Source organism: Curtobacterium sp. 260 (assembly GCF_030803485.1).
GTDB lineage: Bacteria > Actinomycetota > Actinomycetes > Actinomycetales > Microbacteriaceae > Curtobacterium.
On record NZ_JAURUY010000002.1, the window covers coordinates 284,761 to 308,612 of the forward strand.

At 72.0% G+C, this 23,852-nt stretch carries 22 protein-coding genes; 15 read left to right on the top strand and 7 right to left on the bottom strand.

Annotated elements, in window-relative coordinates; genetic code table 11:
• Window positions 1-93: 93 nt before the first annotated feature.
• From gatC to J2X59_RS03735, 5 genes are all read left to right on the top strand, one after another.
• The gene (gene gatC, locus J2X59_RS03715) at window positions 94-393 is read left to right on the top strand and encodes an Asp-tRNA(Asn)/Glu-tRNA(Gln) amidotransferase subunit GatC (protein WP_058728900.1); all 300 of its coding nucleotides are present in this window, start codon (window positions 94-96) and stop codon (window positions 391-393) included.
• Window positions 390-1,937, top strand: coding sequence for an Asp-tRNA(Asn)/Glu-tRNA(Gln) amidotransferase subunit GatA (gene gatA, locus J2X59_RS03720; RefSeq protein ID WP_326495742.1), 1,548 nt, complete (start codon window positions 390-392; stop codon window positions 1,935-1,937). Before gatC ends, gatA begins: the two co-directional genes overlap by 4 nt.
• Entirely contained in the window at window positions 1,937-3,442 is a 1,506-nt protein-coding gene (gene gatB, locus J2X59_RS03725) for an Asp-tRNA(Asn)/Glu-tRNA(Gln) amidotransferase subunit GatB (protein WP_066652943.1), read from the top strand. Before gatA ends, gatB begins: the two co-directional genes overlap by 1 nt.
• A gap of 122 nt (window positions 3,443-3,564) precedes the next feature.
• Window positions 3,565-4,650, top strand: coding sequence for a type III polyketide synthase (locus tag J2X59_RS03730; protein WP_326495743.1), 1,086 nt, complete (start codon window positions 3,565-3,567; stop codon window positions 4,648-4,650).
• Window positions 4,647-5,393 (top strand): methyltransferase domain-containing protein, encoded by a 747-nt coding sequence (locus tag J2X59_RS03735; protein WP_326495744.1) that lies wholly within the window; start codon window positions 4,647-4,649, stop codon window positions 5,391-5,393. Before J2X59_RS03730 ends, J2X59_RS03735 begins: the two co-directional genes overlap by 4 nt.
• Window positions 5,394-5,426: 33 nt before the next feature.
• Here the strand turns inward: J2X59_RS03735 and J2X59_RS03740 are convergent, their stop codons facing one another.
• Complete coding sequence (locus J2X59_RS03740) at window positions 5,427-6,479, bottom strand: zinc-dependent alcohol dehydrogenase family protein (protein WP_326495745.1); 1,053 nt, start codon at window positions 6,477-6,479, stop codon at window positions 5,427-5,429.
• 95 nt (window positions 6,480-6,574) lie between these two features.
• On the opposite strand from J2X59_RS03740, the gene J2X59_RS03745 reads away from it, so the two are divergent.
• The 8 genes from J2X59_RS03745 (at window position 6,575) to J2X59_RS03780 (ending at window position 15,519) form a co-directional block, all read left to right on the top strand.
• Window positions 6,575-7,507 carry a DUF3097 domain-containing protein gene (locus J2X59_RS03745; protein ID WP_251154738.1) on the top strand — a complete coding sequence of 311 codons (933 nt, stop codon included), beginning with the start codon at window positions 6,575-6,577 and terminating at the stop codon, window positions 7,505-7,507.
• Window positions 7,508-8,193: 686 nt separating this feature from the next.
• On the top strand, window positions 8,194-8,847 hold the full coding sequence (locus J2X59_RS03750) for a spermidine/putrescine ABC transporter substrate-binding protein (protein WP_066652971.1): 654 nt from the start codon (window positions 8,194-8,196) through the stop codon (window positions 8,845-8,847).
• A gap of 154 nt (window positions 8,848-9,001) precedes the next feature.
• Window positions 9,002-9,403: a DUF3054 domain-containing protein gene (locus J2X59_RS03755; protein WP_326495746.1), complete on the top strand. Its 402-nt coding sequence runs from the start codon at window positions 9,002-9,004 to the stop codon at window positions 9,401-9,403.
• Between the two features lie 221 nt (window positions 9,404-9,624).
• Complete coding sequence (locus tag J2X59_RS03760; RefSeq protein ID WP_326495747.1) at window positions 9,625-10,512, top strand: hypothetical protein; 888 nt, start codon at window positions 9,625-9,627, stop codon at window positions 10,510-10,512.
• Between the two features lie 59 nt (window positions 10,513-10,571).
• Window positions 10,572-11,648, top strand: coding sequence for an ATP-binding cassette domain-containing protein (locus J2X59_RS03765; RefSeq protein WP_326495748.1), 1,077 nt, complete (start codon window positions 10,572-10,574; stop codon window positions 11,646-11,648).
• Window positions 11,649-11,674: 26 nt separating this feature from the next.
• Window positions 11,675-12,490, top strand: coding sequence for an ABC transporter permease (locus J2X59_RS03770; RefSeq protein ID WP_200884159.1), 816 nt, complete (start codon window positions 11,675-11,677; stop codon window positions 12,488-12,490).
• Between the two features lie 150 nt (window positions 12,491-12,640).
• Window positions 12,641-14,542 carry an amino acid transporter gene (locus tag J2X59_RS03775; protein ID WP_235426593.1) on the top strand — a complete coding sequence of 634 codons (1,902 nt, stop codon included), beginning with the start codon at window positions 12,641-12,643 and terminating at the stop codon, window positions 14,540-14,542.
• Window positions 14,539-15,519, top strand: a complete 981-nt coding sequence (locus J2X59_RS03780) for an EamA family transporter (protein ID WP_326495749.1) — start codon at window positions 14,539-14,541, stop codon at window positions 15,517-15,519. The genes J2X59_RS03775 and J2X59_RS03780 overlap by 4 nt, the downstream gene beginning before the upstream one ends.
• On the opposite strand, the gene J2X59_RS03785 is transcribed toward J2X59_RS03780, so the two are convergent.
• Window positions 15,506-17,188: a long-chain-fatty-acid--CoA ligase gene (locus tag J2X59_RS03785; RefSeq protein WP_326495750.1), complete on the bottom strand. Its 1,683-nt coding sequence runs from the start codon at window positions 17,186-17,188 to the stop codon at window positions 15,506-15,508. The two genes, J2X59_RS03780 and J2X59_RS03785, sit on opposite strands and share 14 nt — an antisense overlap.
• 59 nt (window positions 17,189-17,247) lie before the next feature.
• On the opposite strand from J2X59_RS03785, the gene J2X59_RS03790 reads away from it, so the two are divergent.
• Entirely contained in the window at window positions 17,248-18,177 is a 930-nt protein-coding gene (locus tag J2X59_RS03790) for an oxygenase MpaB family protein (RefSeq protein WP_066652984.1), read from the top strand.
• A 100-nt stretch (window positions 18,178-18,277) separates the two neighbouring features.
• Here the strand turns inward: J2X59_RS03790 and J2X59_RS03795 are convergent, their stop codons facing one another.
• The 5 genes from J2X59_RS03795 to J2X59_RS03815 form a co-directional block, all read right to left on the bottom strand.
• A complete protein-coding gene (locus J2X59_RS03795; protein WP_326495751.1) occupies window positions 18,278-19,261 on the bottom strand; it encodes an aldo/keto reductase in 984 nt (327 codons plus the stop codon).
• A gap of 375 nt (window positions 19,262-19,636) precedes the next feature.
• Window positions 19,637-20,203 carry a TIGR03086 family metal-binding protein gene (locus J2X59_RS03800; RefSeq protein ID WP_326495752.1) on the bottom strand — a complete coding sequence of 189 codons (567 nt, stop codon included), beginning with the start codon at window positions 20,201-20,203 and terminating at the stop codon, window positions 19,637-19,639.
• 523 nt (window positions 20,204-20,726) lie between these two features.
• The gene (locus J2X59_RS03805; protein WP_326495753.1) at window positions 20,727-21,287 is read right to left on the bottom strand and encodes a YceI family protein; all 561 of its coding nucleotides are present in this window, start codon (window positions 21,285-21,287) and stop codon (window positions 20,727-20,729) included.
• Between the two features lie 120 nt (window positions 21,288-21,407).
• Window positions 21,408-21,668, bottom strand: coding sequence for a hypothetical protein (locus tag J2X59_RS03810; RefSeq protein WP_326495754.1), 261 nt, complete (start codon window positions 21,666-21,668; stop codon window positions 21,408-21,410).
• A 209-nt stretch (window positions 21,669-21,877) separates the two neighbouring features.
• Window positions 21,878-22,351 (bottom strand): hypothetical protein, encoded by a 474-nt coding sequence (locus J2X59_RS03815; RefSeq protein WP_326495755.1) that lies wholly within the window; start codon window positions 22,349-22,351, stop codon window positions 21,878-21,880.
• 308 nt (window positions 22,352-22,659) lie between these two features.
• On the opposite strand from J2X59_RS03815, the gene J2X59_RS03820 reads away from it, so the two are divergent.
• Window positions 22,660-23,664 (top strand): aldo/keto reductase family protein, encoded by a 1,005-nt coding sequence (locus tag J2X59_RS03820; protein WP_209683542.1) that lies wholly within the window; start codon window positions 22,660-22,662, stop codon window positions 23,662-23,664.
• Window positions 23,665-23,852: the final 188 nt, after the last annotated feature.

Sequence of the window (23,852 nt, forward strand, 5' to 3'; positions counted from 1 at the left end):
TACCGGTTCTCCACAGCCCCGGTGACCGTGGTGCCGCCGCCGGACGCGGCCAATAGACTGGTGCGCATTCCACGAACCGATCGACGGAGCACCATGCCTGACATCACGAGCGAGCAGGTCGCCCACCTGGCGAACCTCGCACGTATCGCACTCACGCCCGACGAGATCGAGAAGCTGACCGGGGAGCTGTCGCACATCGTCGAGAGCGTCGCCAAGGTCGCCGAGGTCGCGACCGACGACGTCCCGGCGACGAGCCACCCGGTGCCGCTCGGCAACGTCACCCGACCCGACGTGGTGGGGCAGACGCTGACCCAGGAGCAGGCGCTCTCCGGCGCGCCCGACTCCGACGGCGAACGGTTCCGCGTGACGGCAATCCTGGGAGAAGAGCAGTGACCGACGACCTGACCCGCCTCAGCGCGGCCGCCCTCGCCGACGCCCTCGTGGCGCGCGACGTCTCGAGCGTCGAGGCCACGCAGGCCCACCTCGACCGGATCGCAGCGGTCGACGGCGACGTGCACGCGTTCCTGCACGTCAACGAGAACGCCCTGGCGGCAGCGCGGTCGATCGACTCGCGTCGCGCCGCGGGCGACGACCTCGGTGCGCTCGCCGGTGTGCCGATCGCGATCAAGGACGTCCTGTGCACGCAGGACATGCCGACCACCTCGGGGTCGAAGATCCTCGAGGGCTGGCGGCCGCCCTACGACGCCACCCCGGTCGCGAAGCTCCGCGCCGCCGGTCTCGTGCCGCTCGGCAAGACCAACATGGACGAGTTCGCGATGGGCTCGACGACCGAGTTCTCGGCGTACGGTCCGACGCGCAACCCGTGGGACCTCGACCGGATCCCCGGCGGCTCCGGCGGGGGATCGGCGGCAGCGGTCGCCGCGCACGAGGCCCCCTTCGCCCTCGGCTCCGACACCGGTGGCTCGATCCGCCAGCCGGGTGCCGTCACGGGCACGGTCGGTGTGAAGCCGACCTACGGCGGGGTCAGCCGGTACGGCGCGATCGCACTCGCGTCGTCGCTCGACCAGGTCGGTCCGGTGTCCCGCACGGTCCTCGACGCTGCGCTGCTGCACGACGTCATCGGCGGGCACGACCCGAAGGACTCGACGTCGATCCCTGACGCCTGGCCGTCGATGGCCGCCGCTGCGCGCGAGGGCCTGCAGGCCGACACGCTCCGCGGGCTCAAGGTCGGCGTCGTCGAGGAGCTCGCGGGGGGCGAGGGCTTCCAGGCCGGCGTCACGCAGCGCTTCCAGGAGACGGTCGCGATCCTCGAGCAGGCGGGCGCCGAGGTCGTCGAGATCGCCGCGCCGTCGTTCGCGTACGCGATCAGCGCCTACTACCTGATCCTGCCGGCCGAGGCGTCGTCGAACCTCGCGAAGTTCGACTCGGTGCGCTTCGGCCTGCGCGTCACGCCCGAGAACGGTGCGACCGTCGAGGACGTCATGGCCGCGACGCGTGAGGCCGGCTTCGGCCCCGAGGTCAAGCGCCGCATCATCCTCGGCACCTACGCGCTCAGCGCTGGCTACTACGACGCCTACTACGGGTCCGCGCAGAAGGTCCGCACCCTGGTGCAGCGCGACTTCGCGGCGGCGTTCGACCAGGTCGACCTGCTCATCAGCCCGTCGGCGCCGACGACCGCCTTCCCGCTGGGGGAGCGCCTCGACGACCCGCTGTCGATGTACCTCAACGACCTCACGACGATCCCGGCGAACCTCGCCGGCGTGCCCGGCATGAGCATCCCGAACGGCCTCGCGCCCGAGGACTCGCTGCCGACCGGTGTGCAGCTCATGGCGCCGCAGCGCGAGGACGCCCGCCTCTACCGGTACGGCGCCGCGCTCGAGCGTCTGCTCGAGCAGCAGTGGGGCCGCCCGCTCATCGACAGCATCCCGGACCTCGACCAGTCTCAGCAGTCCGCTGCGCAGGAAGGTGTGATCTGATGGCGCAGAAGGACGCGCTGATGGACTTCGACGAGGCGCTCGAGCGCTTCGAGCCGGTGCTCGGCTTCGAGGTCCACGTCGAACTCGCGACGAAGACCAAGATGTTCTCGGACGCCCCGAACTTCTTCGGCGGCGAGCCCAACACGAACGTGACCCCGGTCGACCTCGGGCTGCCCGGGTCGTTGCCGGTCGTCAACGAGCAGGCCGTGCGCTACTCGATCCAGCTCGGGCTCGCGCTCGGCTGCTCGATCGCGGAGTCCTCGCGGTTCGCCCGGAAGAACTACTACTACCCGGACAACCCGAAGAACTACCAGATCTCGCAGTACGACGAGCCGATCGCGTTCGAGGGTGAGGTCGAGGTCGAGCTCGCCGACGGCACCATCTTCCAGGTGCCGATCGAACGCGCCCACATGGAGGAGGACGCGGGCAAGCTGACGCACGTCGGTGGTGCCACCGGTCGCATCCAGGGCGCCGAGTACTCGCTCGTCGACTACAACCGCGCCGGCGTCCCGCTCGTCGAGATCGTCACGAAGCCGATCTTCGGCGCGAAGGACCGTGCTCCCGAGCTCGGCGCCGCGTACGTCCAGGTCATCCGTGACCTGGTCCGCGCCCTCGGCGTCTCCGAGGCCCGCATGGAGCGCGGCAACCTGCGCTGCGACGCGAACATCTCGCTGCGCCCCTGGGGCCAGGAGAAGCTGGGTACCCGCACCGAGACGAAGAACGTCAACTCGTTCCGCGCCGTCGAGCGCGCCATCCGCTACGAGATCCAGCGCCAGGCCGCGATCCTCGCCGCGGGTGGCACGATCACGCAGGAGACGCGGCACTGGCACGAGGACACCGGGCGCACCTCGGCCGGCCGCCCGAAGTCGGACGCCGACGACTACCGCTACTTCCCGGAGCCCGACCTGCTGCCGGTCGTGCCGGACCCCGCGGTCATCGAGGAACTCCGGGCATCCCTGCCCGAGGCGCCCGTCGCACGTCGCCGCCGTCTCAAGGGGGACTGGGGCTTCAGCGACCTCGAGTTCCAGGACGTCGTCAACGGCGGGCTGCTCGACGAGGTCGAGGCGACGGTCGCCGCCGGTGCCTCTCCGCAGGCCGCGCGCAAGTGGTGGACGGGCGAGATCAGCCGCGTCGCGAACGCGCAGGACGCCGCAGCCGGTGACCTCGTGTCGCCGCAGCACGTCGCCGAGACGATCGCGCTCGTCGAGTCCGGTGACCTGACCGACCGTCTGGCGCGCCAGGTGCTCGAGGGGGTCATCGCGGGCGAGGGGTCGCCGGCGCAGGTCGTCGAGGCCCGTGGGCTCAAGGTCGTCTCCGACGACTCGGCCCTCACCGCAGCGGTCGACCAGGCACTCGCCGCCCAGCCGGACGTCCTCGCCAAGATCCAGGACGGCAAGGTCCAGGCCGCCGGCGCGATCATCGGCGCGGTCATGAAGGCGATGCAGGGTCAGGCCGACGCGGCCCGCGTCCGCGAACTGGTCCTGGAGCGCGCGCAGCAGTCGTAGCGTCCGGCCGCGACGGACGGGAGGCACGGGGCCGGCTGGCCCCGTGCCTCCCGTCCGTCGTCGGCACCGACCGGACCGGACCAACCTGGGGACGTGTCAGCGACCCGGTGACAGGATGGGTCGTGACCGCAACGATCCGCGCCATCGGGACCGCCGTCCCCGACACCACCCTCGACCAGGGTTCGGTGCGTGACCTGTTCGCCGGGCAGCCCGGCCTCGGCCGCCTCGGCGCACGGATCGTCCCCGCGGCGTTCGACGCATCCGCCGTGGAGCACCGGCACACGGTGATCGAGGAGCTCGACGCCTCGCGGCCCGGCGGGCTCTTCCGACAGGACTCCGGCACGCTCGTCTCACCGTCCACCGGTACACGCAACGACCGCTACCGGGAGCTCGCTCCGGCGCTCTTCGTCGCGGCCGCCCGTGACGCCGTCGAGCGCGCCGGGGTGGCACCGGACCGGGTCACCCACCTGGTGACCGTCTCGTGCACGGGGTTCACGCAGCCCGGACCGGACATCGACGTCGTCGACCAGCTCGGACTGCCCGCCGGGGTGTTCCGACACCACATCGGCTTCATGGGGTGCTGCGCCGCCTTCCCGGCGCTGCGGATCGCGGCGGCCTTCGCCGAGGCGGACCCGGACGCGGTCGTGCTCGTCGTCTGCGCGGAACTCTGCACCCTGCACGTCCGCGCGTCGGACGACCCGGACCAGATCGTCGCGAACAGCGTCTTCGGCGACGGCGCGGCGGCGGCGGTCGTCACGGCGGGCGGGCCGGGTCTGCGCATCGAGCGGTTCGCGACGGCGACGGTGCCCGAGGGCGCGTCCGAGATGGCGTGGAACATCGGTGACGAGGGCTTCGAGATGGTGCTCTCCACCGCCGTCCCGAAGCTCGTCGGTGTGCACGTGCCGGCTGCCGTCACCGCGCTGCTCGGCGAGGGCGAGACCTTCGCCGACGTGCCGGTGTGGGCGGTGCACCCCGGTGGACGGGCGATCCTGGACCGGGCGCAGGACGCCCTCGAGCTGCCCGACGGCGCGGTCGCGTCGAGCCGCGCCGTGCTCCGCGACCACGGGAACATGTCGAGCGCGACGGTGCTGTTCGTGCTCCGCGACGCCGTCGAGCAGGGCCTCGCGCCCGGATCGCCGGTCGCGGCCGTCGCGTTCGGTCCCGGGCTGACGGTGGAGAGCGCGAGGCTCACGGCGGTCGAGGCGTGACGGACCGGCCACGGACCGTGCGCGGCACGGACGGCGGACGTGAGCCCGGAGCCCGAGCGGTCGACCTCCGACAGCGGGACACGGTCCTGCAGGAGCTCATGGACGACCCGGGGTGCGACCCGCGGGTGCTCGATCGGACGTTCCGGCGGTTCGCCGTGGTGAACTCGCTGGTCAGCGGGTGGCGGGCGGTCTGGCGGACGCACGTCGTCCCCGCGCTGCCACCGAGCGGTCGTGCGCGGGTCCTCGACCTCGGCTGCGGTGGCGGCGACCTGGCGCGCTCGCTCGTGCGGTGGGCGGGCAGTGACGGGTTGTCGCTCGAGGTCGTCGGGGTCGACCCGGACGAACGCGCCATCGCTGCAGCCCGACGGTCGACGGCGCGCGGGGTGACCTTCCGGCAGGCGTCGAGCACGGACCTCGTCGCCGCGGGAGAGCGGTTCGACGTCGTCGTGTCGAACCACGTGCTGCACCACCTGGACGACGACGCCCGAGCGGCCTTCCTGTCGGACTCCGAGCAGCTGGCCACCGGTCGGAGCCTCCACTCGGACATCCGTCGGTCGCGGCAGGCCTACCGCGCGTACGCGCTGGCATCCCCGCTCGTGTCCGCCGGGACGTTCGTCCGGGTGGACGGGCTCCGCTCCATCCGCCGGTCGTTCACCGTGCCGGAGCTGCAGGAGGCGCTCCCCGCGGGGTGGACCGCCGAGCGGGCGGCGCCGCACCGGGTGCTCGCGGTGCGCGACGCCTGACGGACGACACCGCCCACTCAGCCCACCCGGGTGCTACGGACGCAGCAGCACCTTGATCGCGCGCCGCTCGTCCATCGCCGCGTACGCCTCGGCGGCCTGGTCGAGGGGCAGCTCGAGGTCGAACACCCGGCCCGGCTCGATCGTCCGCGAGAGCACGTCGGGCAGCAGCTCCTCGATGTACGCGCGGGCGGGGGCCATCCCGCCACCCACGGTGATGTTCTTCGCGAACAGGAAGGGCATCGGCAGTTCGGGTGCACCCGCGGGGACCCCGACGTAGCCGACGTTGCCGCCGGGGCGGACGACCCGCAGCGCCTGGTCCATGCTCTCCGCGGTACCGACGGCCTCGAGGGCACAGTCGGCGAGCTCCCCGCCGAGCAGTTCGCGCACGGCGGCGATGCCCTCCTCGCCGCGGGTCTCGACGACGTCGGTCGCCCCGAACTCCCGCGCCAGCGCCTGGCGGTCCGTGTGCCGGCTCATCGCGATGATGCGCTCGGCGCCCAGGCGCGCGGCGGCGAGCACCGCGGACAGGCCGACCGCGCCGTCGCCGACGACCACGACGGTCTTCCCCGGGCCGACCTCGGCCGACACGGCGGCGTGGTGTCCCGTCGAGAAGACGTCGGAGAGCGTGAGGAGCGACGGCACGAGGTCGTCGTCCACCGGGCCCGGGACCTTCACGAGCGTCGCCGCGGCGTCGGGCACCCGGACGTACTCCGACTGGGCGCCGCCGATCGGGTGGCCGTAGGCGTCGGTCGTGCCCCCGAAGATCGAGCTGTGCTCGCAGCCGCTCGTCATGCCGTGCGTGCACGCCTGGCAGGTGCCGTCGTTCGTCGTGAACGGCGCGATGACGAAGTCGCCGGCGGACAGGCCCGTGACGTCGGCGCCGACGGACTCGACGACGCCCACGAACTCGTGCCCGATGGTGTGGGCCTGCTCGGTCCCGCGGACGCCGCGGTACGGCCAGAGGTCCGATCCGCAGACGCAGGACGCGGTCACCTTGACGACGGCGTCGGTGGGCTCGATGAGGACGGGGGTGTCGCGCTCCTCGACGCGGATGTCGCGAGGGGCGTGGATGACGGTTGCGCGCACGGTGTGGCCTTCCGATCGGGGGTGGACGCGGCGCGTACCGTGACGCGCCAGGGTGCCGGCGCCGTTGCGGGACCCGTCGACACTACGCTTCCCGGGTGGACGACGACCGGTACGGCAGTGACGTGCTCTCGGGCGACTGGCGCTCGAAGGGCGTCAAGAAGGTGCGGCAGGTGCCGCTCGAACGCGACATGGTGCTCGAGGACCCCGACTCCGGGTGGGCGGGCGCCGTCGTCGGGCTCGAGGCGGGCAACGTCGCCCTGGAGGACTGGAAGGGTCGCACCCGCGCCTTCCCCTTCACCGGGCAGTTCCTGCTCGAGGGCGAACTCGTCACCCTCGGTCGTCCGCAGGCGCCGGTCGGTCGCTCCGCCGCGGCTGCACCCCCGGCTCGCGCCGCCGGTGCGGACGGGAGGCCCGGGGCCGCGCCCGCCGTGCGGCACACGACCGACGGTGGTCGCCTCCGGACCGCGTCGGGTTCGTTCGCCGTCGAGCAGCAGCGGGCACGAGTGGCGCTGCCCTCGCGGATCATGGTCGAGGGCAGGCACGACGCCGAGCTCGTGGAGAAGGTCTGGGGCGCCGACCTCCGTGTCGAGGGCGTCGTCGTCGAGTACCTGGAGGGCGTCGACAACCTGGCCGACGTGCTCGACGAGTTCCGGCCCACCCGAGAGCGTCGCGTCGGGGTGCTCGTCGACCACCTCGTCCCGGGGTCGAAGGAGTCCCGGTTCGCCGACGCGGTGATGCGCGGGAAGTGGGGCGCGCACGTCCTCGTCGTCGGGCACCCGTTCGTCGACGTCTGGCAGTCGGTGAAGCCGGCGCGCCTCGGGCTCGAGGCGTGGCCGACGATCCCTCGCTCGATCGAGTGGAAGAAGGGCATCCTGCAGCACCTCGGGTGGCCCGCCGCGGAGCAGGCCGACGTCGCCCGTGCATGGCAGCGGATCCTCGGGCAGGTCCGGACCTTCAACGACCTGGAGCCACAGCTGCTCGGGCGCGTCGAGGAGCTCATCGACTTCGTGACCGAGCCGCGGGCCTGAGCACGGCACCACCCGGGGCCGGATCGCCCGGGGCGGGGCCGACCCGCGCCTCCCGTCCGTCCCGTTCGCCGAGCGGGCGGAACCGGCGGGGGCGGACCACCTCTGCTGCCGTTCCTTCCCGCTCGCCGGCCCCCGCGTCCGGCGACCACCGCGAGCGGGCGGATCGCGTACTCCCGCGCCCGGCCCGGTTGCCGTTCCTTCCCGCTCGCCGGCCCCCGCGTCCGGCGACCATCGCGAGCGGGCGGAACGCGTACTCCCGCGCCCGGTCCGGTCGCTGGTTCCTTCCCGCTCGCCGGCCCCCGCGTCCGGCGACCATCGCGAGCGGGCGGAACGCGTACTCCCGCGCCCGGCCCGGTCGCCGGTCCCGCCCGCTCGCGCGACGTGTCGGCTCGCGCGTCCGGTACCGAGCGCGAGAGGGCGGAACGCGCAGGTCCGCGCATGGCTGCTCGACCGATCCGCCCGCTCGCCGGGTGGTGCCGGACGCTCACTCCGAGCGGGCGGATCTCGCACCTGCGCGCCCGGTCCGGCAGGCGTTTCCGCCCGCTCGCGGCACACCTGACCGCTCGCCGCACCGCGCCGGGCTGACGAGGGGGCGGAACGTGCAGGCCGCTCGGCGAGCGCGGCGCGTTTCCGCCCGCTCGGGCGCGCTCCGCGGGCAACCGCGCCGCGCGGCCTACTGTTGAGGGATGGACGGCATCGACGGTCGCGTGCGGAGCGCGGTCGACGTGTGGTTGCGCTGGCTGCCGCGCTGGCAGATCGGGACCGCCCGCCCGCGGACGCGGATCTGCCGGAAGTGCACCGGTTCTCCGATCGCCTCGGCAGCGGGCTTCGGCCCGGACGTGCCGCACGCCGTCCAGCACGCGTTGATCGGTCGGATCTCGACCATCGTCGAGGACGCCGTCGACGAGTACACCGCGAAGAACCTCCCGCTGCTGCACCGTGAGCTCGAACGGGCCGCCGCGCGGAAGCGGCACGCGGGCTACCAGCCGACCGAGGGCCTGTCGCCGGAGTTCCAGGGACTCGACGTGGACCCGGAGCCGTCGCCCGGGGAGCCGTTCCTGTTCACCCTCGACGAGATGACCGGCACGGGGGCGGGGGAACAGACGCCGCGCGAACCGCTGTCCGACGAGGCGAAGGCTGCACTGCGGCACGAGATCGCCCTGTCCGACGAGTGTGCGCGCGCCACGGGGACGGCCGTGTGCCTGGCCCTCGTCGAGCACCGTCCGCGGATCGCCGAGGCCGTCGAACGCCTGGTCGAACCGCAGATCGCGGCGCTCGTGTCCGACATGTTCCGCGGGTTCGACCTGCCGGAGGAGAACGGTCGCCCCGGGCTGTTCTGAGCGCCGGCCTCGGCGGGGCAGGGTCACGGCGGGGCAGGGTCACGACGGGCAGGGTCACGACGGGCAGGGCAACGACGGGGCAGGGTCACGACGGGAGGGTGCGCCGACCGGGCGGGGGTCACGAGCAGCGCTCCGACCGCGCGAGAATGGTCGGGTGACTCGCACCTGGGGCTGGCTCGCAGCCGTCGTCGACATCGTCCTCATCGTCGCCTTCGCGCTCATCGGGCGGTCCTCCCACGCCGAGGCCTCGTCGCTCTCCGGACTGTGGACGACGGCGTACCCGTTCCTGGTCGGCTGGCTCGTCGGGTACCTGGTCGTGCGCGGCTGGCGGCGCCCGCTCCGGGTGTGGCCGACGGGCGTGGTGGTGTGGGTGGCGACCGTCGCGATCGGGATGCTGCTCCGCGTGCTGACCGGGCAGGGCGACGTCGCGGGGGATCCGCTGCCCCTGTCGTTCGTCATCGTCGCGACGATCTCGCTGGCGGTCTTCCTGCTGGGGTGGCGGTTGCTCGCCGGGCTCGTCCTCCGCACCGGGCGGCGGGGTCGCGGGCGCGCCTGAGCGGTCGCCGGCGCTCGTCGCCGTGGCGGGAGCCCCGTCCTCGTCGCCCGCCCGGGTGCCGCCGACGAGCGCTCCAGGGCCTGGTCGACGGCACTCGGCGCGCGCCGACACCGCTCTCGGCCAGTTCTGTGCGGCCGTACAGTCAGCGGTCGCCGACGCTCCCTAGGGTGGCACCGACGGACCCTCCCGACCGGGGCGGACCGCACCGAAGGAGCAACGACATGGGATTCCTCGACCGACTGCTCGGCCGTCCCGAGCGCGACCGCGACCAGCAGAACGGGTGGGCCCAGCCGCAGCAGCCGCAGCAGCAGGGCTACCGGTACGGACAGCAGTCGTACCAGGTGCCTCCCGTCCCGCAGGGACAGCAGGACGGCGACCAGCAGTACGGAGCCCAGCAGTACGGAACCCCGCAGGGCCAGCAGTACGGCGGCCAGCAGTACGGGACCCCGCAGTGGGGCGGTCCCGCTCAGCCCAGCGGCCAGCAGTACGGCGGACAGCGGCCGGGCGGACCGCAGGGCGCAGCGTCCACCGACGACGAGCGCGCTGTCGAGCGCTACCGCTACCTGCTCCGCACGGCGCCGCCGGAGCGCATCGAGGAGGTCCACGCCGAGGCCTTCGCGACCCTGACGCCCGAGCAGCGTCGGATGGTCTACGACGAGTTCACCCGCAGCGCCCCGGACGGCGAGGCCCCCCGCGGGGACGACCCGCGGTCCCTCGCCCAGGCGGCGACCCGCTCGGAGATCCGGCAGCCCGGCTTCATGGAGCGCTCGCTCGGCGGCATGAACGGCGGCGCGGGAGCGATGGGCCAGCGCGGTGGTCCGTCGTTCGGCCGGATGATCGGCGCCTCGATCCTCGGCACGGTCGCCGGGTACGTCATCGGCTCGGCGATCATGAGCGCCTTCCTGCCCGACGCCGGATCGTTCGACGGCGGTACCGATGCTGCGGGCGACGGCGGTTCGGAGGACACTGGTGCCGACTCCGGTGACGGCGGGGCGTCCGATGCGGGCGCGTCCGACGGCGGCGGGTACGAGAACGCGGGCTGGGACGACGGCGGCGGAGACTTCGGCGGCGGCGGTTTCGGCGACTTCGGTGGTGACCTCGACGTCTGAGTGACGTCGTCGCTCCCTCCGACCCCACACCACACCGACGTGGCCGACGAGGGAGCGACATGGCCATCATCGAAGCCTCCGGGCTGACCAAGACCTACCGATCGCGCTCGGGTCCGGTGCACGCGCTGGCCGGGCTCGACCTGTCCGTCCCCGAGGGCACCGTCACGGCGCTGCTCGGACCGAACGGCGCGGGCAAGACCACCACCGTGAAGGTCCTCACGACGCTCGTCACCCCGGATTCCGGCCGGGCGACGATCGACGGTATCGACGTGGTCGCCGATCCGCAGGCCACCCGGCGGTCCATCGGTGTGTCGGGGCAGTACGCCGCGGTCGACGAGAACCTCACCGGGGCCGAGAACCTCGAGATGATCGGCCGGCTGTACCACCTCGGTCGACGGGCAGCGTGGCAGCGGGCGCGCGAACTCATCGAGGTGTTCGACCTGTCCGAGGCCGGAGACCGACCCGTGAAGGGCTTTTCCGGCGGCATGCGTCGGCGCATCGACCTCGCCGGTGCGCTCGTCACGAACCCGCGCGTGCTGTTCCTCGACGAGCCGACCACCGGACTGGACCCCCGGAGTCGCCTGGCCCTCTGGGCGGTCATCGAGGGCCTGGTCGGCGACGGCGCCACCGTGCTGCTCACGACGCAGTACCTCGAGGAGGCCGACCAGCTCGCCGACGACATCGCCGTGATCGACGACGGACGGGTGATCGCCGAGGGCACCGCCGACCAGCTCAAGGCACAGGTCGGTGGACACCGTGTGGTGGTCACCCTGGTGGACGAGGACGACCGGGAGGCCGTGGTCACCGCCCTGCGCCGCCACGGCGTCGGGGACGTGGAGACGTCGGCCGACGGGCGCACCTCCGGCATCGCGGTCGAGGCCGGACCGCAGGCGCTCCAGCGGGTCCTCGCCGACCTGGGCGAGGCGGGCATCCGGCTGCACGACGCCGGCATGCGACGCCCGACGCTGGACGACGTCTTCCTGCGCCTCACGGGACACGCCGCCACGGCGGACGAGGAGGACGCGTCGGACGGTGGCGGCGGCGCGGGGGCGGGACGTGCCTCCCGGCCGGGCCGACGCGACGCGGTGGGAGCCGCAGGGGAGACGAACGACAGCACCCCGGAGCGTGTCCGGTGACCGCCGTCGGCGCGTCGCGGCAGCAAATGCCGGTGGTCGTGACCTCGCCCGTCGCGATCTGGTTCGAGGACGGCTGGACCGTCACGCGACGGAACCTGACGAAGATCAAGCGGTCCCCGGACATGCTCGTCTTCGCGGTGCTGCAGCCGATCATGTTCGTGCTGCTCTTCAGCCAGGTCTACGGCGGGGCGATCCAGGTGCGGGGGACGGACTACACGCAGTTCCTGATGGCGGGGATCTTCGCGCAGACCGTCGTGTTCGGGGCGACCTTCTCGGGGTCGGCGATGGCGCAGGACCTCAAGGAGGGCCTGATCGACCGCTTCCGGACCCTGCCGATGTCGGCGTCGGCGGTGCTCGTCGGGCGCACGAACTCGGACCTGGTGCTCAACGCGATCTCGATGGTGATCATGATGCTGACCGGGCTGGCGGTCGGGTGGCGGGTCGGGTCCGCACCGCACGAGTTCCTCGCCGGGGTCGGGCTGCTCCTGCTCTTCAGCTACGCGTTCAGCTGGGTGATGGCGCTGCTCGGGATGAGCGTCCGGACGCCGGAGGTCATCAACAACGCGTCCTTCATGGTGCTGTTCCCCCTGACGTTCATCTCGAACGCCTTCGTGCCGAGCGAGACGATGCCGCTCGTGCTGCGGGTGTTCGCCGAGTGGAACCCCGTGTCGTCGCTCGTGCAGGCAGCACGGGAGCTGTTCGGCAACGTCGGCACGGCTCCCGTCCCCGACGTCTGGACGATGCAGCACCCGGTCGTGACGGTGCTGATCGGGATCGTGGTGCTGCTCGTGGTGTTCGTGCCGCTGTCGGTGCGGAAGTACACCAGGATCAGCGCGGGCTGAGGCGCCGTCCACAGACCCGGTCGTGGGGTGCCCGAGGGTCGTCGGGACCGCTTACCATCGACTCTCGTGACCGCGACCGAAGCCGAGCGTGCCGCCCAGGGCGGCGCCACGGGGCGACCCTCCGACCGCAGCGAGCGGCTGCGCCGCTGGATGCTGCACGGAGCCGACCAGGGTGCCTCGCACCAGGGCCCCCACCAGGTCGAGGTCGAGAAGACCCACTCGTGGTGGCGGGTCATGTGCCTGACCGGCGTCGACTACTTCTCGACGCTCGGCTACCAGCCCGCCATCGCGGCGCTCGCCGCCGGGCTGCTGTCGCCCATCGCGACGATCGTGCTCGTGCTCGTGACCCTGTTCGGCGCCCTGCCCGTGTACCGACGGGTCGCGTCGGACAGCTTCAAGGGTGCCGGCTCGATCATGATGCTCGAGAAGCTGCTGCCGTGGTGGGCCGGCAAGCTCTTCGTGCTCGTGCTGCTCGGGTTCGCCGTGACCGACTTCATGATCACGATGACGCTCTCGGCCGCCGACGCCACCGCGCACATCGCCGAGAACCCCTTCACGCCGCACTGGTTCACCGAGATCCCGGTGCCGATCACGCTCGTGCTGCTGCTCCTGCTCGGCGTCGTGTTCCTCCGCGGGTTCAAGGAGGCCATCGGCATCGCCGTCGGGCTCGTCGCGGTGTTCCTCCTGCTCAACGCGGTCGTCGTCGTCGTGGCGCTGTGGCACGTGTTCGAGCGTCCCGTCGTCGCGAGCGACTGGTGGTCGAACCTCACCGCGCAGCACAGCAACCCGCTCGTGATGATCGGGATCGCGCTGGTCGTGTTCCCGAAGCTGGCGCTCGGCCTCTCCGGCTTCGAGACGGGCGTGGCGGTGATGCCGCAGGTGCGCGGCGGGGCCGGTGACGACCCGGACGGCCGCCCCGAGGGACGGATCCGCGGCACGAAGCGCCTGCTGACGACCGCCGCGATCATCATGAGCACGTTCCTCATCACGTCCTCGATCGCCACGACCTTCCTCATCCCGCAGCAGGAGTTCCAGCCGGGCGGCGGCGCCAACGGTCGCGCCCTGGCGTTCCTGGCGCACGAGTACCTCGGCAACGTCTTCGGGTCGGTCTACGACGTGTCGACGGTGGCGATCCTGTGGTTCGCGGGCGCGAGCGCGATGGCCGGCCTGCTCAACCTCGTCCCGCGCTTCCTGCCCCGCTACGGCATGGCGCCGCAGTGGGCACGTGCGACCCGGCCGCTCGTGATCATCTTCACGCTCATCGCCTTCGCGATCACGATCATCTTCGAGGCGAACGTCGACGCGCAGGGCGGCGCCTACGCCACGGGTGTCCTCGTGCTCATCACGAGCGCGGCCGTCGCGGTGACGCTGTCGGCTCGGCGGCGGCAGCAGAAGAAGCGGACGATCGGCTTCGGGGTCATCGCGGTGGTGTTCGTCTACACCACGGTCGCGAACGTCATCGAACGTCCGGACGGCGTCCGCATCGCGGCGGTCTTCATCATCGCCATCGTCGTCGTGTCGCTGGTGTCCCGCGTGCGGCGGTCGTTCGAGCTCCGGGCGTCGTCGATCGAGCTGGACGCGACCGCCCGGCAGTTCATCGAGGCCGACGCCGACCAGTTCAGCTCCGTCTGCATCATCGCCAACGAGCCGGGCGCCGGGACCGCCGAGGCCTACCGGTCGAAGGGGCGCGAGGAACGCCGCGACTCGGGCATCCCCGCGCGCGTGCCGACGATGTTCCTCGAGGTGCTGCCGGCCGACTCGTCCGACTTCGAGGAGGACCTGGTCGTCGAGGGACACGTCGTGCAGGGCCACCGCGTCCTGCGCGTCCGGTCCGGCAACGTGCCGAACACCATCGCGTCGACGCTGCTCGCCGTGCGGGACATCGCCGGCGTCGTGCCGAGCATCTACTTCGAGTGGAACGAGGGCAGCCCGATCCAGAACGCCCTGCGCTTCGTGTTCACCGGGGTCGGCGACGTCGCCCCGGTGACGCGCGAGGTCCTGCGCGAGGCGGAGCCGGACGTGCACCGGCGGCCGACCGTCCACGTGTCGTGACCGACCCGGCGGCGGTGGGTCGTGCCTCCCGTCCGGTGGGCGGCCCCGTGGCGGTCCTCGTCGCCGCCGCCGTGTGGGGGACGACGGGGACCGCGACCCACTTCGCACCCGGCGTTCCCGCGTTCGTCTTCGGTGCGGTCACGTTCGGTCTCGGCGGGCTCGTCCTCGCCGCGACGACGGGTCGCTCCGCGCTGCGCGCGGTCGTCCGACCCGGTGCACGGAGCTGGGTGCTGCTCGGCGCGGTCTCGCTCGTCGTGTACGCGGTGGCGTTCTACGCAGCACTCGCGGACGCGGGGGTCGCGCTCGGCACGACGGTGGCCATCGGGTCGTCGCCGCTCTTCGCGGGCATCGTGGAGTGGGCGGCGGACGGGAGGCGTGTCACCGGTCGCTGGGTCGTCGCCACCCTGGTGAGCGTGGTCGGCATGGTCGTCGTGACGCTCGCGAGGTCGACGGCACCGGGCGACGGGTCCCTGCTGCTCGGGCTCGGCAGCGCACTGCTCGCCGGACTGACGTACGCCACCTACTCGTGGGCGGTCGCGCGGGGGATGCACGCGGCGACCCGGCCGGCCCCGGTGCCGCCGGCACTGCCGACCGCCGTGTCGGGCAGTGCGGCCGGTGCCGGCGGGCGCGGGGTGGTCGGCGCCGTGTTCGGGCTGGCTGCCGTCCCGCTCGTCGTGCTCGCGGCGGTCGCGGGACGTGACGCGCTCGTCGTCGGGGCGAACTGGCCCGTGTTCGTGTACCTCGCGCTCGTGCCGACGGTGCTCGGACACTCGCTGTACGCGGTCGGGCTGCGGCGGGTCAGCGCCTCGGTCGCGACACTGCTGTCGCTGTTCGAGCCCGTGGTCGCCGCGGTGCTCGCCGTGCTCGTGGTCGGCGAACACCTCGGCGGTGCCGGGTGGCTCGGGATCGCGCTCGTCGTCGCCGGCCTCGCGCTGCTCGCGGTCCCGCGACGGAGCGGCCCGCCTACTTCGCGGTGATCTGGTCCCGCACCTTGCGGCGGAGCACCTTGCCGATCATCGAGCGCGGCAGGTCCTCCACCACGACGATGCGCCGCGGCACCTTGTAGGCCGCGAGCTGCTCGCGCGACCACGCACGGAGCGCCTCGGCGTCGAACGACTCCCGGTCCTTCGGCACGACCGCCGCGACGACCTGCTCGTTGCCGCCCTGCGTGATGCCGACGACGGCGACCTCGCGCACGCTGGGGTGCTTGAGCAGGGCGTCCTCGACCTCGGACGGCGAGACGTTGAAGCCGCCGGTGATGATGAGCTCCTTGAGCCGGTCGACGATGCTGACGAAGCCGTCCGCGTCGATCGACACGACGTCACCGGTGCGGAACCAGCCGTCGGGCGTGAAGACCTCGTCGGTGGCCTCGGCCTTGCCCCAGTAGCCGCGGAACACCTGCGGGCCCCTGACCTGCAGCTCGCCGGCCTCGCCCGTGCCGAGCACCTTCGTCTGGTCGTCCGGGTCGACCACGCGGGCCTCGGTGGACGACAGCGGCAGTCCGATCGCGCCGAGGCGACGCTCCGGGGAGACCGGGTTGGCCATGAGGACGGGGGAGCACTCGGACAGGCCGTAGCCCTCGACGAGGTAGCCGCCGGTCCGGGCCTCCCACGGCTCGACGACGCTCTGCGACAACGGCATGGCGCCCGAGATGCCGATCTCGATGCCCTGCAGGGACACCTTCGCCGAGTCCGCCGCGTGCTGCAGTCGGGTGTAGATCGGCGGCACGGCCGGCAGGAACGTCGGCGGGTGCTTCTTCATCGCCTTGAGGACGAGTGCCGGGTCGAACGCCGGGAAGAGCACCAGCCGCGAGGCCATGCTCATCGCGAAGGTCAGGCACAGCGTCAGACCGTAGGCGTGGAACATCGGGAGCACCGCGTACACCGTGTTGTCGCCCCGGCGGATCGTCGGGACCCACGCCCGTGCCTGCGCAGCGTTGGCGAGCAGGTTCCGGTGGCTCAGCACCGCACCCTTCGGCACCCCGGTGGTGCCGGACGTGTACTGGATGAGCGCGACGTCGGTGGTGCCCGGGCGCGGGTGACGCTTCGACAGCTTGCGCGTCGAGACGAGGTCGTCCCACTTCGTCGTGCCACGCACGCTCGTGGTGAGCTTCGCGCGCGATTCGCGGGCCTTGGCCACCGGCAGCGACAGGGCGATGCGGGTCGCACGGGGCATCGCGCGCGTCAGGTCGACGGAGACGATCGCGTCGAGGCGCAGGTCCGCGGGGAAGTCCTGGAGCGTGGAGACGGACTTGTCCCACGCGATCGCGACCTTCGCGCCGTGGTCCTCGAACTGGTGCCGGAGCTCGCGGGCCGTGTAGAGCGGGTTGTGCTCGACGACGATCGCCCCGAGCCGGAGCACCGCGTAGAACGCCACCACGTGCTGCGGGCAGTTCGGCAGCACGATCGCCACCCGGTCGCCGGCACCGACGCCGAGCTTCCGCAGGCCGTTCGCGGCCCGCAGGATCTGCTCCTGCAGGTCGGCGTACGACGTCGTCCTGCCGAAGAACTCGAGCGCCACCTTCCCCGGGAAGCGGTCCGCGGACTGCTCCACGATGTCGGAGAGCGAGCCCGTGGGCTCGTCGATGTCGTGCGGGACCCCCGGGGCGTACGAGGCAAGCCAGGGACGAGGCGTGTCGATGCTCACTCGGCCAACCTACCGGCGGAGCCGTGCTCGTTGTCAGGGGCACGACGGACGATGGGTGCATGGCTTCCGTGTCCGACGCGTTCCGCTCCCGCCTCAACGACACCTTCACCAACGGCGCGACCGAGCGTCCCGCCTGGATCGACGAGCTCGAACAGGGCTCCGACGCGGGCTTCTTCGGCCCGGGCTCCGCGACCTGGGCCGTGCACGGCGGCAACCACACCGTGCTCGCGGGGGTCCGGGCGCTGCTCGTGCAGGCGCTGCACCCCGGGGCCCTCGCCGGGGTGGCCGACCACTCGCGCTACCGCGAGGACCCGTTCGGCCGCCTCGCCGGCACCATCCGGTGGATCTACACGGTCTCGCACGGCGACACGCAGCAGGCCACGCACGCCAGCCAGTGGGTGCGGAAGCTCCACGAGCGGGTGGTCGGCGAGTACGTCGACGGCCACGGCGTCACGAAGCCGTACGCCGCGAACGACCCCGACCTGGCGCGGTGGGTGCACCTCGCCTTCACCGATGCCTTCCTGCGGAGCGCCCAGGTGTGGGGCAAGCCCATCCCGGGTGGTGCCGACGCCTACGTGCGCGAGTGGGCGGTCGCCGGGCGACTGATGGGGGTCGAGGACGCTCCGGAGTCGGACGCCGAACTCCGAGCACAGATGAACGGGTACCTCGACCGCGGCGAGCTCAAGGCCGACGCCCGGACGCACGACGTGGTCCGGTTCATCAAGGACCCCCCGCTCGCCAGGCTCCTCCGACCGGGCTACCGGGCGTTGTTCGACGGAGCGGTCGCGTCGCTCGACCCGCGACACCGGTCGATGCTCGCGCTGCGGACGCCCGGGGTCGGGCCCGTGCAGCTGCCGGTGCGGCAGGTCGCCGGCGTGGTGCTCGACGGCATCGGCGCGGTGCTGGGGACGACCCCGGGAACCGAGCGCGCGGCGCTCGTCCGGATCGCCCGGTTGGAGCAGGAATCGCGTCAGGACGCCACCGCTTGAGCGGTGCGCCGTCCGTGCGGCGTTCCCGGACTGACTGACCTGACGGACAGGAGGCGCGGTGCCAGCTGGCACCGCGCCTCCCGTCCGTCGTCCGGTCGCGTCAGAAACCGGACGGCACCCGCGGCGTGTAGGCGGACTCGAGTCGCGACACCTCATCGGGCGTCAGCTCCATCGCGACCGCCGCCACGGCGTCGTCGATGTGGTGCTCCTTCGTCGCGCCGATGATCGGCGCGGTGACGGCGGGCTTGCCGGCCACCCACGCCAGGGCGACCTGCGCCATGCTCGCGCCGCGGGCCTCGGCGACCTGCTGTACCGCGTCGACGACGGCACGGTTCGCGTCCTCGTCCTGGCGGTACAGCGTCTTGCCGAACTCGTCCGTGTCCGAGCGGCTGCCCGAACCCTGGGCGTCCCACGGGCGGGTCACCTTGCCGCGGGCCAGTGGGCTCCACGGGATGACGCCGACGCCGGTCGCCTGTGCGAACGGGTGCATCTCGCGCTCCTCCTCACGCTCGAGGAGGTTGTACTGGTCCTGCATGCTGACGAACTTCGTCCACCCGTGCAGCTCGGCGGTGTGCTGCATCTGCGCGAACTGCCACGCCCACATGCTGCTCGCGCCGATGTAGCGCGCCTTGCCGGCCTTGACGACGTCGTGGAGCGCCTCCATGGTCTCCTCGATCGGCGTGTGCGGGTCGAACCGGTGGATCTGGTACAGGTCCACGTAGTCCGTGCCGAGCCGGGTCAGCGAGGCGTCGATCTCATGCATGATCGCGGCGCGGGAGAGCCCGGCGCCGTTCGGACCGGGGCGCATGCGGTTGAAGACCTTGGTGAAGACCTGGACCTCCTCGCGCGGAGCGATCTCCTTGAGGAGCTGCCCGGTGATCTCCTCGCTCGAGCCGGCCGAGTAGACGTTGGCGGTGTCGAACGAGGTGATGCCGGCCTCGTAGGCACGGCGGACGAACGGGCGGGCGTCGTCGATGTCGACGCTCCAGGGGTGGGCGCCCTGGTCCGGCTTGCCGTAGGACATCATGCCGAGGACGACGCGGCTGATCTCGAGGCCCGTGCGTCCGAGGCGGGTCGTGCGCACCGAGGGCCCGGCGGCGTCGGGGGCGTCGGTCGAGGCGGTGGTTCCGGCGGTTCCGGGGGTTCCGGTCGTTCCGGGGGTTGCGGTCTCTTCGGCGGCTCCGTGGCGTCCGTGGGCGTCGGTCGAGGCGGTCGAGCGGGCGTTGTCTGCTGCGTTCGTGATGGCTCCTTCGTCGATTCCGCCCGCCGGGTGTCCGGCGGGCGGTTCCTGTTGGATGAGTGCTGTCATCGTCGTCGTGTCGGGCCGCCAGGCGTCAGGCCTGCCGAACGACGAGCGGGCGGAGATTGCTCGCGTGCGCTCACGCTGCCGCTGGTTCCGCCCACTGGCGTTCTGCCGCCGATTCCGCCCCCCCCGGTGTCGAACGGGCGGAAAGACGCGTCAGGCGTTCACCCTGGCATCGCGACCTGTGACCGCGAGCAGGCGGACCTGCAGCGGCGCATCCTCGTCGACCTCGACCGGCGCGGCGTACAGCCCGGTCGCCGCGAGGTCCTGGATCTGCGGTTCGAAGTACTCCCACACAGCGCGGACGAGTTCATCGGGCAACGCTTCGTCGGTCCCCGTCGCGCGCGCGAGGTCCCACGTGTGGATGGTGATGTCGCTGGTCTGCTCGGTCAGGTACTCGTCTGCACGGACCACGTCGGTGCTGAGGTGCACGGGAGTGTCAGCGGGCGCGTTCTGCCACGCGCTCGAAGCTGCCGCCGCGAACTTCGCCCACTCGTCGACGAGGTCCTGCCCGATGGGTTCGAGGTCCGCCTCGGCCTGCGCGTAGTCGCACCCCGTCAGGAGCTTGGGGATCCATCGCTGTTCGTCGATGACGTGCGTCACCAGGTCGCGCGTGGTCCACTCCGAGTCGGGAGTGGACGCTTCCCAGTCGGACACTGCGGCGACGCGGCGTCCGAACTCGGCTGCGGCGAGGGACTGCAGCGCGATCCAGTCGGTGGCCATGGTGGTGCTCCTCTTCGGTCGGGGCGGGTGCGAGGTGCAACGGGACCGACGGACGGGCGATTCCCGCGCTGAACAGGCGACACGCTACGCCCGCTCGCTAGCTCTGTGCGCGTGCGGGGCAGCGCTCGGTGTCGTCTGCGGGCCGAGGGCGGTCGGTCATCGCGACGGTCGGGCGGATCCGGCGTCGAGGTCGAGCCGGCAGCGACGGAAACACCCGCTCGTGCTCGGGCGGGCGGAATCGGTACGCGGCTGCGGGAACGGCCCGCTCGTGCCCGAGCGGACGGGATCGGCGCATGCAAGGCAACGGCTGCCACAGGAAAGGCCCGCTCGAGTTCACGGGCGGGCGTCCGGCCGGCTCACCGATCACGGCTCACGGACCGGGCGATCGGGAACGCGGAACGGCCCGGCTCCGTGGGGGAGGAGCCGGGCCGTTCGCCGGGTACTGCAGGTACTTCGTTCGGTGTCCGCGGCCGTCGTCCCCGCGCTCGGGCGGGACGACAGCCTCGGTTCAGTGACCCGGAGGTCAGGCCGCCTGGAGGACGAACTGCACGTCGAGGTTGATGGTGACGTCGTTGCCGAGCGTGAAGCCGCCGGCCTCGAGCGCCGCGTTCCAGTTCACGCCGAACTCGGTGCGGTCGATCTTCGTGGTCGCCTCGGCGCCGAGCTTGACCTGGCCGTAGCCGTCGGTGGTCACGCCACCGAACTCGGTCTTCAGCGTGACGTTCTTGGTCACGCCGCGGAGCGAGAGCTTACCGTCGATGAGCATGTCGTCGCCGTCCTCGCGGATGCCGGTCGACTTGAAGGTCATCTGCGGGTGCTCCTCGGTGAGGAAGAAGTCACCGGTGGCGAGGTGCTGGTCGCGCTGCGCCTGGTTCGTGTTGATGCTCGCGACGTCGATCGAGGCCTCGAGGGTCGTGTCGAGGGGGTTCTCGGCGGTGACGAGCGTCGCGTCGAAGCGCTCGAAGGAGCCCTTGACCTTGCTGATCGCGAGGTGGCGAACGGAGAAGGTGACCTCGGAGTGGGTCGGGTCGATCTTCCAGGTACCGGTCTGGTAGCCCGGGATGGCGGAGGCGTTGAGCGTCATGGTGACTCCTTACGAGAGTGTTGGTCTGCGGTTCCCGACCAGGCGAGCATCTTCATGCGCCTGCATCGATTTGAACTGTAGCCCATTGTGCACCTGTTTGGTTGAAGCGTCAACCAATGTTCACGTGAACGTCGCAACGGGATGTCGGGACCGCGTGTCGTGCCTCCCGGCCGTGCCCGTCGTGAGCAGGCGCCGCATGCGCTCGGCGAAGTCGTCGGCGAGCGGACCGACGTCATCCGCTGTCGCCCGGACCAGCCACCAGTCGACGTCCTTCAGGTGCTCGCCGCACGTCAGGTCCTTGCGGAACACCCGCGGGTCGGATCGGTGGAGGTCGCTCTCGTACTCGATCGCGACCCTCGCGTCCGGGTAGGCCAGGTCCACACAGGCGACCCATCTGCCTCCGACGACGACGTCGTGGTTGAGCGACGGAAGGGGGAGTCCGCGCCGGACCAGGACCAGTCGGAGACGTGTCTCGCCCGGGCTCCGCGAGCCCGGGCGCACCTCGGCGAGGGCGGCGCGAGCCTTGCGGACGTGCCGCCCGCCGCGGTGGCGGCGGACGACGGCCCTGAGTGCGTCGACCGCGCACCAGTTCAGCCACCCGACCAACGCGTCGCCGGGATGACGAGCTCGTCGACCGTGAGGAACGCTGCCAGCATGACGAAGGTGGTGGCCGGGTCCACGATCGGGGTGGTCCCGGAACGGACGACGTTCGCGAGGTGTGCCCTGGTTCGGTGTCCGACGGTCCCGCGCACGCGGATGGCCTGGTCCTTGCCGATGGTGGTCACGTGGATGCGTCGGTCTGCCTCGAGTCTGCGCGGGAGCGGGATGCCGAGGAGGTGCGCTGCAGTGGTGTGACTGAACGCCTGGTCGTACCGGAGCCGTGGAGCGACCGCGCGTGCACGGTCCGCGCGGGAGGTGGGTGGGGTCCAGCACCGTGTGCCGTGGAAGGGTCGGCAGAGCCGTCGTGAGCGGAGTCGGCTCGCCGGGACACCGCGGTGCAGTGCCTCGCGGACGCGGAAGGGGCGTCCGCGGAGCGGCGGCGGGAAGTGGTCGGCGATGGACATGCGGGCAGTGTGTCTGATCGGCCAGGTCGGCCGTAACGGGCGTTGTCGAGCTGTGGACGGGCGCCGGACGGAGCGAGGTGTGCAGGACTCGTGCCGGTGCCGAGGACCGGTGCGTGCGGCCCGGAGCGGGCGGATCCGGTCTGTTGCTGCTCGCACCCCGAGCGGGCGGATCCGGATGAGGTCGGGAGGCGCGCGTCGCGTGTTCCGCCCGCCCACGCCGGCGGCGCCCATGCCGGCGGCGCCCGCGCCGCTCCACAGGTACTCGCACACCCCCTCACGAGAGCGCTCACTCCACTAGCGTCAGGAGCATGGAATTCAGGTACCTGGGCAACTCCGGACTCAAGATCTCCGAGATCACCTACGGCAACTGGCTGACGCACGGCTCGCAGGTCGAGAACGACGTCGCCACCCAGTGCGTGCGGGCAGCGCTCGACGCCGGCATCACCACGTTCGACACCGCCGACACGTACGCCAACACCGCGGCGGAGACGGTCCTCGGCGAGGCGCTCAAGGCCGAGCGTCGCCAGTCGCTCGAGATCTTCACGAAGGTCTACTGGCCGACCGGGCCGAAGGGGCACAACGACGTCGGCCTCTCCCGCAAGCACATCACGGAGTCGATCGACGGCTCGCTCGAGCGCCTGCAGACCGACTACGTCGACCTCTACCAGGCGCACCGCTACGACCACGAGACGCCGCTCGAGGAGACCATGCAGGCCTTCGCGGACGTCGTCCGTCAGGGCAAGGCGCTCTACATCGGCGTCAGCGAGTGGAACGCGGAGCAGATCCGCGCCGGTGCCGCGCTGGCGAAGGAGCTCGGCTTCCAGCTCATCTCGAACCAGCCGCAGTACTCGATGCTGTGGCGCGTCATCGAGGGCGAGGTCGTCCCCGCCTCGAAGCAGCTCGGTCTCAGCCAGATCGTCTGGTCCCCGATCGCACAGGGTGTCCTCACCGGCAAGTACAAGCCGGGCCAGCCGGCCCCCGAGGGGTCCCGCGCCACGGACGAGAAGGGCGGCGCGGACATGATCAAGCGGTTCATGCGCGACGAGGTCCTCGAAGCCGTGCAGCGCCTGCAGCCCGTCGCCGACCAGGCCGGCCTCACGCTGGCCCAGCTCGCGATCGCGTGGACGCTGCAGAACCCGAACGTCGCTTCGGCGATCGTCGGCGCGTCCCGCCCCGAGCAGGTCACCGACAACGTGAAGGCCGCGGGCGTGACGCTCGACGCTGACGCGCTCGCCGCCATCGACGAGGCGCTCGGCGACATCCCGGAGCGCGATGCCAGCAAGACGGTCAGCCCGGAGCAGCGCCCCGCGTAGCGCGCGACCGACCGACGGACGGGAGGCACGGTGCCAGCTGGCACCGTGCCTCCCGTCCGTCGTGCAGCAAGCTCACGACGAGCACGACCGTCCGGGCGGACTGCCCTCCTGACACCTGATCAGCAAAAACGCTGAAGGATGTTCACTGATGAACAGCAGGTGTCGCGGAACTGGCAGGGTCCTGGCAG